Origin of the sequence: Psychromicrobium lacuslunae (assembly GCF_000950575.1) — a bacterium.
GTDB classification, from domain to species: domain Bacteria; phylum Actinomycetota; class Actinomycetes; order Actinomycetales; family Micrococcaceae; genus Renibacterium; species Renibacterium lacuslunae.
This window is the reverse complement of record NZ_CP011005.1, coordinates 1,382,623-1,395,503: the sequence shown is the minus strand read 5'-3', so window position 1 is coordinate 1,395,503 and position 12,881 is coordinate 1,382,623. Positions and strand designations below refer to the sequence as shown.

The window sequence follows — 12,881 nt, the reverse complement described above, 5'->3', positions numbered from 1 at the left end:
CATGACGGTGCGAGGAGAAGTCAATCTGTCCCGGGTCGGCGAGCTTTTCGCCGATCGAGCGCGCAGCCGTATCTTGATGGCGCTGCACTCCGGTAAGGAGCTGCCCGCCAGCACTCTGGCCAGCGAAGCTGGGATCAGCCGTTCCACAGCGAGCAGCCACCTGCGCAAGCTGCATGAAGGCGGCATGATTGCGGTCACCGAGTACGGCAGGAACCGCTACTACCGGCTGGCCAGTGCGCAGGTCGCCGAGGTAATAGAAAAGCTCTCTGAGCTCGCCTCTGAGGAACCAATCCGTTCGCTGCGAGAAGGAACTAAGGCCGCGCAATTGAGTTTGGCTCGTACTTGCTATGACCATCTCGCTGGCAGGTTGGGGGTTTCGGTGATGCAAAGCATGCTGCGTCAGGAGCTGCTCTGTGGAGGGGATGGTACCTATCATCGGCTGAAAAGCCAGGCGGATCGACCGGCTAGTGCGGGACGGGATCATGATTACCGGCTGACTCCGGCCGGGGATGATTTTATCGGTAGCTTAGGGGTCAAACTGGTGCCGGGCAACCGGCCACTGATTCGCTATTGCATCGACTGGACCGAGCAAAATCATCACCTGGCCGGAAAGCTCGGGCGCGGCTTGTTTGAGTGCTTCCTGGAGCAGGGCTGGGTGGCCCAGCGGCAGAGCAGTCGGGCACTCAAAATAACGCCACGGGGGAGTGAAGCGCTGCTGCAGCACTTCGGCATTGACCTGCTTGCTTAGCTGAGTCAGCGATCGGTCAACGTCGTAACGATTTCTTAAGCCGCCGGGCTGACGGTATTTTCAAGGGGTGACTGTGTCTACTACGTCTTCTGATAAACCTCCGTTCTACCTCACCACGGCGATTACCTACCCCAATGGTGTGCCGCATATTGGCCATGCCTATGAGTACATTTCCGCCGACGCCTTGGCTCGTTTCAAGCGCCTGGATGGTTTCGACGTTTTTTATATGACCGGCACTGACGAGCACGGCCTGAAAGTTCAGCAGACCGCCGAAAAAGAAGGGATTAGCCCAAAGCAACTCGTCGACCGAAACTCTGCTGCGATCCGGGAGGTGCATCACCTGGTGAACAGCAGCTTTGACCGCTTCATTCGCACCACCGACGCTGATCATAAGGTCGCCGCTCAGGAGCTATGGCGTCGGATGGAAGCCAATGGCGATATCTACCTGGATAAATACGCTGGCTGGTACTCGGTACGGGATGAGGCCTTCTACAACGACGACGAGACCGAGCTGCGCGAAGACGGTCTGCGCTACTCCAAGGAGACCGATACCGAGGTCACCTGGACCGAGGAAGAATCCTATTTTTTCCGGCTCTCGCAGTATCAGGAGAAGCTGCTCGAGCTCTATCAGAGCCAGCCTGAGTTCGCCGCGCCGCGCTACCGCTTCAATGAAGTGATCAGCTTCGTGAAATCGGGACTGCAAGATCTCTCGATCAGTCGCACTTCCTTCGACTGGGGCATTCCGGTGCCCGGCAACGACAAGCACGTAATGTACGTCTGGGTGGACGCGCTGACTAACTACCTGACCGGCGCAGGCTTCCCAGACACCGACTCAGCGCAGTGGCGGTTCTGGCCCGCCGATGTGCACATTATTGGCAAAGATATCTCCCGGTTCCATGCAGTGTTCTGGCCAGCCTTCCTGATGAGCGCCGGGATCGAATTGCCGAAACGGGTAATGATCCACGGCTTCCTGTTCAATAACGGCGTTAAGATGTCCAAGTCGATTGGCAATGTGGTGGCTCCCGCTGACTGGGTAGCCAGTTACGGCCGTGACGCGGTGCGCTTCTTCATGCTCCGTGAGTTTTCCTACGGTCAGGATGGCAACTACAGCCATGACGCCATCGTTGGCCGGATGAACTCCGATCTGGCCAATAATCTCGGAAACCTGGCACAGCGTTCACTGTCGATGGTGGCAAAAAACTGCGAGGCACAGGTTCCGCAGCCGGGCGAACTCACTGAGGCGGATCAAGCTATTCTGGCTCAGGCGCGCGCCTTGCTTGAAACTAACCGGGCGGCCTATCAGGTACAGGAGTTCCACCGTGCGCTGGAGGCAATTTGGACGGTGCTGGGGGAGACCAACGCCTACTTTGCCGAGCAAGCTCCCTGGGTGCTGCGTAAAACCGATCCTGCCCGGATGGCCACCGTGCTCTACGTCACGCTCGAGGTGCTCCGGATCGTTGCGCTACTGATTCAGCCGGTGATGCCGGAGTCGGCGGCGAAGCTCTTGGACGTGCTGGGAGTTTCAGCGCAGCACGGGGCGAGGGACTTCAGTGCGATTGACTCAGCGCTGCAGCCCGGCACCGCCTTGCCCGCCCCGCAGCCGATTTTCCCACGCTACGAGGAACCTACCGGGAGCTGAATTTTTCGGACTTCATAGACTCGCGATGAGTGGAGATGACTGAGGGCGGATATCTCGGGCCGGTCTGGCCCAGGATATCCGCCCTCAGTTTTGCTGTGCTTAATCGGTGGCTAAGCCTTCAACCGGCGAGAGTCGAGCGGCCCGTCGGGCTGGGATCACCGAAGCGGCCAGACCAGCTACCGCTGCGATCAACACAATCACCAGCAGCTGCAACCAAGGGATGTTCGGCATCACGGCAGTGAGACTGCCCAGGCCGGACTGCGCACCGAGCCAGCCGTACAAGCTGCCCAGCACCACGCCGATCAGGGCAGCGACTCCGGCGACCAGCACGGCTTCCAGGGCAAGCATGCCGCGTAGGGCTCGTTTGGTCAGTCCGAGCGCTCGAAGCAGCGCGTTCTCCCGGGTTCGTTCGAGGACCGAGAGCGAAAGGGTATTCGCGACGCCGATCAACGCAATCAGGATCGCTATGGCGAGCAACCCGGTGACCACCATTAGTAGGATGTCGATCACCTGATTAAAGGAGGCCTTGATCAATGCGCCGCCGGCTACTTGATAGTCCTGAACGCCGAGGGCTTTGGCAATTTTGCCCTGTAGTTCAAGCAGCTGACCGTTGTCCTGTCCCGGGGCCAGCTTGATCCAGACCTGCTGTTCCGCTCCGTCCGGCGCCGAGACAGTCTCCAAGTTGACCATCACCGGTAAATAGTCGACGGTGGCTTGGGCAATGGGCAGCTCTTTCGCGGCACTACCCTTGGCAAGCATCGGCAGCGAAGTGGCTTTGGTGCCCTTAGGCATCAGCAGTTGGCCCGGTTGCACTCGGTTCTGCGGGGTACTCAGCAGCAGATTCGCATCTGCTGTCGAGATACCGTAGACCGGAGTGCCGGCCGAGTTGCCAGCCAATTCGCCAACTTTGGGAACGCCGACGGTTTGAGTTACGCCTGGCAGGTTCTTCACCGCGTTGAGCTGTTGCGGCGTATATTTACCATCGTTGACTAAAACGTCGACCGGATAGCGGTCTTCGAGGGTGGAGTCGAAAGCGCTCCGCGCGGTAGCCGCGCCGGTGACCATCATGGAGACTAAGGTGACACCGATTAGCAAAGCTGCTGCCGTCGCTGTGGTCCGTCCGGGGTTTCGCACCGCATTCAGGGCTGCCAGTTTGCCTGGCACTCCGGCCGGGGCAGCGAGTTTGCCGACTCCGGAAACCAGCCGTGGTACAAAGAGGTTGGCGCACAGTAGCAAACCGATGAAACTGGCGGCACCGCCGGGTACCGCGATCATTAGATTCGCGGAAACCGCTCCGGCGGCCAAGGCAAGGCCACCAATCACGATGAGCAAGCCGCCGATCACCAGCCGGAGCCGACCGCTTCGATTGCTCAGCGTGGCGTCCTCGGCGGGGCGCATCGCGGCGAGCGGAGCGACTGCGGTGGCTGCCCGGGCCGGGACTAGTGCGGCCACCAGGGTGAGTAGTACACCGATGATCAATCCGACGGTGGGTGCGAGCCAATTCGCCTCGAAGGTGGCGAATTCGTAGCCGGGGACGGTGCTCAGCACTGCGACCAGTGCGGCCATCCCGCCAATTGCTAGGGCAATGCCGACGAGCGAGGAAATCACTCCGACCACGAGGGCTTCAAGTAATACTGAATTGCGGATTTGGCTGCGGTTTGCCCCCACGCAACGCAGTAGCGCCAGCTCCTTGGTCCGCTGAGCCACCAAGACCGCAAAGGTATTGGCGACCACTAGCGCGGCAACTATCAGTGCGATTGCGGCGAAAGCCAACAGCACAATGGTGAGCACATCCTGGCCGCCGGTCATTTGCTTCATCACCGCGGTGGTCTGCTCGTCGGAATTTAGCACTGTGTACTCGGTCAGGCCGGTTGATTGGAGCGCCTTTTCGATCGCGGTCTTGCTGCTCTGGCTGAGCGGGGAGTCAAGCTTCAGCTGGATGGTATCGAAGGATAAGGGCAAGGTGGCCAGCGGTGTCACGGTCTGTGAACTGGCCAGCATTTGAGCCATGCCTGAGGCTTTAGGGTCATTACTCGGCTTGATCAAAGCGGTCACGGTGGCCTGAGCCTGCTCGCCTTTGGCATTGCTCAATGTCACTGTCGAGCCGACATTGAGTTGTTGACGCTCGGCCGATTGCTGATCGATTGCCACTTGGTTCGGAGCACTGGGCAGGTTGCCCTTGATCAGCGATCCGGATTGCAGTGCGGCGCTCGGCGCGGTGTTTTGGAGTTGCGCGTTGAAGCTGCCCTCCTTTGCGCTGACCTGGATTTGAGCCGAAAGCTGAGCGTAGCTCTCTTTGACCCCGGAGACCTTTTTCACGGCCTCGAAATTCGCCGAGCTGAGCGGTTTAGTGTAATCAGTGCTCGAAATAACGGCATCAGCTTTGTTGAAAGACTGACCAATGCTGGCTTTCAGGGTGGCTTGAGTGGAGCTGCCAACCAGGAGCGTGGCGACCAGGAAACCAACCGCGAGCATCACTGCAAGGCCGATGGCAATGAATCGTCTGGCATGGGTTTTGACTTGGGCGAGAGCGACTTGCAGCATTTCAGGCCCCCAACTGGGCCAGCGCTGCGAGCACGGTCTGTGGCGTGGGGTTGCTGAGTTCGCCCGCCAACTGGCCGTCGCTAAGCAGTACCACCCGATCTGCATAAGAAGCTGCGATCGGATCGTGAGTTACCATAATGATGCTCTGGCCCATCTCTTGAGAGGAGCGACGCAGCATGCCAAGGACTTCAGCCCCGACCCGGGAATCTAGGTTGCCGGTGGGCTCGTCGGCGAAAATCACCTCCGGGCGAGTCAGCAGCGCTCGGGCCACCGCAACACGTTGCTGCTGTCCGCCGGAGAGCTGATGCGGTCGGTGCCCGAGCCGATCAGTGAGGCCGAGAGTTGAGGTGACGAAGCCGAACCACTCCGGATCTACTTTGCCATTAGCCAGTGCCACCGGCAGGGTGATGTTTTGCTCAGCGGTCAGGGTGGGGACCAGATTGAAGGCTTGGAAAATGAAACCGATCCGATCGCGACGTAGCGCGGTGAGCTGAGAATCGTTGAGCTTGGTGATGTCGGTTCCACCCAGCATAATGTTTCCCGAATCGACCGTGTCGAGTCCGGCCAGGCAGTGCATCAGGGTAGATTTTCCGCTACCGGAGGGACCCATAATGGCGGTGAACCGGCCGGCATCGAAATCAATATCGACATTGCGCAGCGCGGCCACCGTGGTCTCGCCGCGGCCGTAGTTCTTCTGCAAGCCGCGCGCCGAGACGGCGGTGCCTTGCTGGCCGTTTCCCGGCCCGGACAGATGATCAGTCAAAGTGGTCATATCTCCAAGCTACGGGGCGCTCACGGCTATCGAATCGGGCTAGGGAATGATTATCAGTATCTTCGTGATGGAAGAACTCCGACCCAGGTATGAGGGCGCTCACCAAACCGGGGGAGCCTGAGATGGTTCGTGAGTGGTTCAGCTCACCGAAACGGAGCCGGTTTCGTAGGCGATCACCACTATCTGGACGCGGTCCCGGGCGCCGAGCTTGCTCAGAATATGTCCCACATGGGTCTTCACGGTCGCTTCCGAAAGGAAAAGCGAGGAAGCGATTTCCGGGTTCGAGTAGCCTTGGGCAATCAGCAAGAATACTTCGTGCTCTCGGGTGGTCAGCGAGTTCACCGCTTCCTGGTGCACATCGTTCGCCGGGCTTGGGGCGCTCAACATCGGGGCAACGTGGTCGAGCAAACGCCTGGTGGTGGAGGGTGCGATCACTGCGTCCCCGCGGTAAACCGTGCGGATCGCTTCAAGAAGTTCTTCGGGCGGCGCGTCTTTGAGCAGGAAGCCGCTGGCGCCAGCTTGAATTGCCGCCAGGGCGTACTCGTCGAGATCGAAGGTGGTCAGTACCACGATCTTGAGCCCGGCCAGCCGCGAGCCCGGGGTGGCTTGGCGGACTCGTTCCATTAATTTGCGGGTGGTTTCGATGCCGTCCATGCCTGGCATCCGGACATCCATCAGCACCACATCGGGCACGGTGGCGGCTAGCGCGCCCAAGGCCTCACGACCATCACCAGCCTGAACCACGACCTCAAGGTCCGGTTGGGAGTTGATGAGCATGGTGAATCCTGATCGAACCAGTTGCTGGTCGTCGACCAGGGCCACCTTGATCACGGCCTCGGGTGAGTTCTCGGTTACCTCGGTCATCTGATCCTCTGATTTCAATGTGCGGCGATTTCGATAGCTGGTCAGGCTTCGGTGTAGGGGATGAAGGCGTCTACCTGGAAGCCACCACCGGTTTGCGGTTTGGCGTCCAGGGTTCCATCGTAAAGCCTGACCCGCTCGCTCATCCCACGTAAGCCGTTGCCGCCGCCACCGCTCGGCGGGTCAGCAGCGGCACCGCGGCCATCATCGAGCACCACGATCTGCAGTCCGCGGGATTGCCAGAGCAAGCTGACGCGACTATGCGCTTTGGGGCCGGCATGTTTGAGCACATTAGTGAGTGCCTCTTGAATCACTCGGTAAGCGGTCAGCTCGGCACCGGCTGGTAACTGACGCCGCGGTTGTCCTTCGGTGACGAACTCCGTGGTGAGGCCCGCAGAGCGGAAACCCAGTAATAGTTCATCCAGGTCGGCTAGGCCGGGTAGCGGTCGAGTTGAAGCCTCTTCGTCGCCACGCAGCACACCGAGCAGCCGACGCATTTCGCGTAATGAATTCCGTCCGGTGTCGGCGATGGTTTGTAAGGTGCTGGTAGCAATCTTCGGATCTTGCTCCGCGGCATAGCGGCCGCCGTCGGCTTGGGTGATGATTACCGAGAGCGAATGCGCGACGATATCGTGCATTTCTCGGGCGATATGCGCGCGTTCGTCATTGGCGGCCAGTGCGCGTTCCTGTTGTTGCTCAATCTCCAAGCGTTGTGCCCGATCCTCCAGCGCCTGTTCACGAAGCCTGCGGGTTCGGGTCAGGTCGCCGAAGGTCCAGGAGAAGAGCACAAGGAACCAGACCAGCATCACCAGAATCACGGCATAGGGCAGGCTGGCCACGCTGAAGGTCGATTCGTCTAAGCCAAGATAGAGATAGTAGCGAGTGACCAGCAGGATGCCGCCGATGAGCGCAAGCCCTAAGCCACTTAGGCTCGCCCAACGTGGCCCGAAAGCGGCTAGGGCGTACACCACCAAGATCACCGCTAGGTCGGCTGGCATCGGAGTGACTGCGAATGCCCATTGCAAGATCGCGGTGGCGGCGATAATGCTGCCCGCGAGTACCGGTCGGGTGCGTCGCCAGGCAAGCGGCGCGATGAGCAGGGTGGCGAAGACCACCGTGACTCCCATTTCGGTGCTCGGAAAAAAGGCCAGTCCGAGCCACAGCAGGCAGGCAACGGTAAGGTCCACCACAAAGCGATGTGTGCGGAACCACTCGTAGATCCGGTGCATGACCATAGTCTGACTTTACGGCCATCCCAAGGCGTCAAGCATCCTGCCAAGGGTTGATATCCCCATCTTTCAGCCCTCGAGTGTCGAGATCTGGGGCCTAAACAGCGATTTTAAGCCCCAGATCTCGACACTCGACGAGGGCGGCTGGGCTGGTGCAGTGGGTCGAGGATGATTAGTCTCAATAAATGAGACGGTTTGTCCAGTATCTGGATGCTTCTTTAGGCTGGAAGCATGAGTTCCTCAATTGATGTGGCAGTCATTCCCGGCGACGGCATTGGGCCGGAGGTGGTGGCCGAGGCGGTCAAGGTGCTGCAAAAAGTTGCCGATGATGCCGGGCTCGGCGTGAGCCTGACCGAGTACACGCTGGGCGCCGAGCACTGGTTGACAACGGGAGAGACGCTTCCGGATGAAACCCTTGCGGCCCTGCGGCAGCACGACGCCATCCTTTTCGGCGCGGTCGGTGCTGCCCCGGGCGACACCAGGATCCCCTCCGGACTGATTGAGCGAGAACTGCTGCTCAAACTGCGTTTCAGCCTTGATCACTATGTGAACCTGAGGCCATCGAAGCTCTATCCTGGTGTGCCGAGCCCCTTGGCTGCACCGGGCGTGGTTGATTTTGTCGTGGTCCGAGAAGGCACCGAAGGTCCCTATGTTGGCAACGGTGGTGCGCTGCGCACCGGAACAGATCAAGAGATCGCCACCGAGGTTTCGGTCAATACCGCCTTCGGCGTTCAGCGGGTGGTGAAAGACGCCTTCCGGCGCGCCGCACAAACTGAGCGGAAGAAGCTCAGCTATGTCCACAAACACAATGTCTTGGTGCACGCCGGTCACCTCTGGAAGCGAACGGTTGAGGCGGTAGCCGCCGACTTCCCGGAAGTGACAGTCGATTACCTGCACGTTGACGCTGCTACCATCTTCCTGGTCACCGATCCGGCTCGGTTCGACATCATCGTCACCGATAATCTGTTCGGCGATATTCTGACTGATCTAGCGGCAGCAATCACGGGCGGCATCGGCTTGGCTGCTTCTGGGAATATTAATATGGACCGCAGTGCGCCCAGCATGTTTGAGCCGGTGCACGGCTCGGCGCCGGATATTGCGGGCCAGCAGAAAGCAGATCCCACCGCTGCCGTGCTTTCGGCGGCACTCTTGCTGGACCATCTAGGTCACCCGGAATTAGCTGCCCGGATCGGGCGAGCCGTTGAGCAGGATATCGCTGGCCGCAGTGAGCTCGGCCCGCGCACCACCTCGCAAATCGGTGAGGCAATTATTGCCGCTTTGAGCTAGGGCCACAGATAGACCGGTGGCCATCGATGTACCTCCCTTAAGCGAGGTACAGTTAACGCACCATAACCGAGTTCAGTTATTGAAATACCGCACCTTTGGAGGACGACGATGACTCAAGTGTCGAGTGAATTGGCTTTCGCGCAGCGATTGTCAGAAACCCCGAAGAGCGCGGCCGAACGGGAAGCGATTCTGGCTAATCCCGGTTTTGGCGACCACTTTACCGATCACACCGCCGTCGTCGACTATAAGGTGGACGCCCAGGGTGAGGGTGGTTGGTTTGATGCCCGGATTGAGCCCTATGGTCCGATCGCGCTGGATCCGGCCGCTTGCGTCCTGCATTATGGCCAGGAGATTTTTGAAGGTTTGAAGGCTTACCGGCACGCCGATGGTTCGGTTTGGACTTTCCGTCCGGAAGCCAATGCTGCCCGGCTGAACCGTTCGGCGCAGCGCCTAGCGCTGCCACAATTGCCCGAGCAGACCTTCTTGGACGCCATCACGTCTTTGGTGCAGGCAGATCAGCAATGGGTTCCCTCAGGCGATGGCGAGAGCCTCTACCTGCGTCCCTTCATGATCGCCACCGAAGCGTTCTTAGGAGTTCGGGCTGCCCGCGAAGTGTCTTTCAGGGTGATTGCTTCGCCAGCCGGAAACTACTTCGGCGGCGAACTCAAGCCGGTCTCAATCTGGATTTCCCGCAGCTATGCTCGGGCTGGTCGCGGTGGCACCGGTGCGGCCAAGTGCGGCGGCAATTATGCGGCCTCCTTGCTGCCACAGCTTGAGGCGGAAGCCCATGGGTGTAAGCAGGTGCTGTTCCTGGACCAAGAGAATGACAATGCCATTGAAGAGCTCGGCGGAATGAACGTGTTCTTCGTTTTCAAGGACGGTTCCCTGGTTACTCCTGCGCTCTCCGGCAGCATCCTGGAAGGTGTCACCCGCTCGTCGGTGCTGCAATTAGGACGTGACCGTGGGCTGAACGTGCAGGAGCGGAAGATCACGCTCGACGAATGGCGCTCGGGCGTCGCCTCCGGCGAAATCACCGAGATCTTTGCCTGTGGTACCGCTGCGGTGATCACTCCGATCGGTCTGCTGAAGGATGAGAACGAGGAAATCGGATCTGCGGAGGCGCAAGCTGGCGAGGTGACGATGAGTATCCGGGAGGAATTGCTGGGGATCCAGACCGGCACCGTGCCGGATAAGCACGGCTGGTTGCGCCGCTTAGTCTAAAACAAGGCCGAACCACTTAGTTGCCGGTGGCGAACTCAAAGAGTTCGCCACCGGCTTTTTCGTCTCACCGGAGAGGCCGCGGCGGGGTGCTGGCGGCTTGAGTCGCCGCGCTGACCGAAGCCGTGAAATAGTTGGACTATGCGTATAGCCCGATTTGTCCTGGACGCCGAACCTCTTTACGGCGTGGTTGATGAAGCCGCCGAAACCGTGCACGTAATTAAAGGCGACCCGTTCTTCAACGGCGTCGAGCCCACTGGGCAAAGCCATGCTTTGGAGGATGTGCGGCTGCTCGCGCCGATTATTCCACGCTCCAAGGTGATTGGCATCGGTCGTAATTACGCTGATCACGCCAAGGAACTGGGCAATGAGGTACCGACCAGCCCGCTGATGTTCCTGAAGCCGAACACTTCGGTATTAGGTCCCGGTGACCCGATCAGCCTGCCCGAATTCTCCGAGGAGGTCTCCTATGAGGCCGAGCTCTGCGTGGTGATCGGACGGATCTGCAAGGATGTGCCTGAGGAGCGGGTGGACGAAGTGATCTTCGGCTACACCTGCGGCAATGACTTGACCGCGCGGGACGTACAGCGCACTGATAATCAATGGGCCAGGGCTAAGGGCTTCGATGGTTCGGCCCCGCTGGGTCCGTGGATTGAGACCGAACTCGACGTGGAGGACCTTTCGGTGCAGGGCCGACTGAACGGCGATGTGGTGCAGGACGGTCGGACCAGCCAGATGATTTTCGGCGTCCGGCAATTGGTTTCTTATGTTTCGCAGGCCTTTACCTTGCTACCGGGCGACGTCATTATGACCGGCACGCCGGCCGGTGTCGGACTGCTCAGCGAGGGCGATCGCTTTGAGGTGGAGATCGAAGGCATTGGCACTCTTTCCAATCCGATCGCTCGCCGCTAGCGGCAGAGCAGTTCTAGGGATGCCAGGAGCACCCGGAATTTTGCGGCGAGAGCCAAACTAACCGCAACAACAGCACCGTTTTCAGGCCACAATGTGGTGCTGAGACACCCCTGCATCACATTGCACACGGCAAAGTAGTGCGGGTTCAATTGTGAGATCTCGTTTAAGATGGATGCATCATGACTATTCCTGAAGTTGATTCCAGCACCCCTGTCCGAGTGCGGTTTTGCCCCTCGCCGACCGGTACCCCACACGTTGGCCTGATTCGCACCGCGCTGTTCAACTGGGCTTACGCTCGACACACCGGCGGCAAGCTGATTTTCCGGGTCGAGGACACCGACGCGGCCCGCGATAGCGAGGAAAGCTACCACCAGCTGCTCGACGGGCTGCGCTGGCTAGGTATTGACTGGGACGAGGGCGTGGAGACCGGTGGGCCGCACGAACCTTACCGACAGTCCCAGCGCGGTGAAATCTACCAGGACGTGATCGCGAAACTGCGCGACGGCGGCTTCATCTACGAGTCCTACTCGACGCCGGAGGAGATTGAAGCACGTCATAGGGCAGCCGGACGTGATCCCAAACTGGGGTATGACGGTTTCGACCGGGAGCTCAGCGAGGAGCAGATCGCGGCTTTCAAGGCCGAGGGCCGTCAGCCAGCATTGCGACTGCGGATGCCGGACGAAGACTTGACCTTCAATGACCTGGTGCGCGGCGAGATAACCTTCAAGGCGGGTTCGGTTCCCGACTTCGCTGTAGTGCGTCCGAACGGTGCGCCGCTATACACCTTGGTGAACCCGGTGGATGACGCGTTAATGGGCATCACTCATGTGTTGCGTGGTGAAGATTTACTTTCTTCGACACCGCGACAGATCGCGCTTTACCGAGCGCTTTACGCTGTCGGCGTGGCCAAGTACCAGCCGCTCTTCGGCCATCTGCCCTATGTGATGGGGCAGGGCAATAAAAAGCTCTCCAAGCGCGACCCGGAGTCGAGCCTGTTCCTGTTGCGGGACTGGGGCTACATCAAGGAGGGATTGCTGAACTACTTGGCGCTGTTGGGCTGGTCGTTGAGCGCCGACGAGGATATTTTCAGCGTTGATCAGTTGGTTGCCGCCTTCGATGTGCACGATGTGCTGGGCAACCCGGCTCGCTTCGACCTGAAGAAGGCCGAGGCAATCAACGGCACCCACATTCGGATGCTCTCAGCTGAGGATTTCCGTTCGCGCTTAGTGCCTTATTTGCAGAACGCGGGTTTGTTGACAGAGCGCCTGACTGAGCGTCAGGAAGCGACTCTCAACGAGGCTGCCCCGCTGATTCAGGAGCGCGTCCAGCTGCTGGGCGAAGCGCCGGAGATGCTGCGCTTCCTGTTCGTCGCGGACGATGATGTTGCGCCCACCGAGGACGCTCTCAAAGGGTTGCCGGAAAACCTGGATGAAGTACTCGGGGCGGCGATTGCTGCCCTTGAACCGCTGGAGGAATGGTCCGCGGAGTCGATCCAGGGGGCGTTGCGCGCAGCGTTAGTCGAGGAGCTGGGAGTGAAGCCCCGGCTGGCCTTCGGCCCGGTGCGCACCGCCATCTCCGGCCGCCGCATCTCTCCACCGCTCTTTGAATCAATGGTGATTTTGGGCAAGGACTCTTCGCTGGCACGGTTGCGCGGCTTTTCAGCGAGCTGAA

The 12,881-nt window shown here is 59.7% G+C and carries 10 protein-coding genes; 6 read left to right on the top strand and 4 right to left on the bottom strand.

The genetic code is table 11. The features are described from left to right. Position 1 precedes the first annotated feature (1 nt). Together UM93_RS06510 and metG are read left to right on the top strand one after the other, a co-directional pair. Positions 2 to 748, top strand: a complete 747-nt coding sequence (locus tag UM93_RS06510; RefSeq protein WP_045074495.1) for an ArsR/SmtB family transcription factor — start codon at positions 2 to 4, stop codon at positions 746 to 748. A gap of 73 nt (positions 749 to 821) precedes the next feature. Further along, complete coding sequence (metG, locus tag UM93_RS06505) at positions 822 to 2,387, top strand: methionine--tRNA ligase (protein ID WP_045074493.1); 1,566 nt, start codon at positions 822 to 824, stop codon at positions 2,385 to 2,387. A gap of 99 nt (positions 2,388 to 2,486) precedes the next feature. On the opposite strand, the gene UM93_RS06500 is transcribed toward metG, so the two are convergent. From UM93_RS06500 to UM93_RS06485, 4 genes are all read right to left on the bottom strand, one after another. Beyond that, positions 2,487 to 4,931: an ABC transporter permease gene (locus UM93_RS06500; RefSeq protein WP_045074492.1), complete on the bottom strand. Its 2,445-nt coding sequence runs from the start codon at positions 4,929 to 4,931 to the stop codon at positions 2,487 to 2,489. 1 nt (position 4,932) lies between these two features. After that, entirely contained in the window at positions 4,933 to 5,703 is a 771-nt protein-coding gene (locus UM93_RS06495; protein ID WP_045074490.1) for an ABC transporter ATP-binding protein, read from the bottom strand. 138 nt (positions 5,704 to 5,841) lie between these two features. Further along, on the bottom strand, positions 5,842 to 6,567 hold the full coding sequence (locus tag UM93_RS06490; RefSeq protein ID WP_199921814.1) for a response regulator: 726 nt from the start codon (positions 6,565 to 6,567) through the stop codon (positions 5,842 to 5,844). 41 nt (positions 6,568 to 6,608) lie between these two features. Continuing rightward, complete coding sequence (locus tag UM93_RS06485) at positions 6,609 to 7,793, bottom strand: sensor histidine kinase (protein ID WP_082057252.1); 1,185 nt, start codon at positions 7,791 to 7,793, stop codon at positions 6,609 to 6,611. A gap of 231 nt (positions 7,794 to 8,024) precedes the next feature. Between UM93_RS06485 and UM93_RS06480 the strand changes: the two genes are divergently transcribed. The 4 genes from UM93_RS06480 (at position 8,025) to gltX (ending at position 12,880) form a co-directional block, all read left to right on the top strand. Further along, positions 8,025 to 9,080 (top strand): 3-isopropylmalate dehydrogenase, encoded by a 1,056-nt coding sequence (locus tag UM93_RS06480; RefSeq protein WP_045074486.1) that lies wholly within the window; start codon positions 8,025 to 8,027, stop codon positions 9,078 to 9,080. Between the two features lie 108 nt (positions 9,081 to 9,188). After that, positions 9,189 to 10,301, top strand: coding sequence for a branched-chain amino acid aminotransferase (locus UM93_RS06475; protein WP_045074483.1), 1,113 nt, complete (start codon positions 9,189 to 9,191; stop codon positions 10,299 to 10,301). A gap of 138 nt (positions 10,302 to 10,439) precedes the next feature. After that, positions 10,440 to 11,210, top strand: a complete 771-nt coding sequence (locus UM93_RS06470; RefSeq protein WP_045074481.1) for a fumarylacetoacetate hydrolase family protein — start codon at positions 10,440 to 10,442, stop codon at positions 11,208 to 11,210. A 179-nt stretch (positions 11,211 to 11,389) separates the two neighbouring features. After that, positions 11,390 to 12,880 carry a glutamate--tRNA ligase gene (gene gltX / locus UM93_RS06465; protein ID WP_045074479.1) on the top strand — a complete coding sequence of 497 codons (1,491 nt, stop codon included), beginning with the start codon at positions 11,390 to 11,392 and terminating at the stop codon, positions 12,878 to 12,880. The last annotated feature ends 1 nt before the right edge of the window (position 12,881 follow it).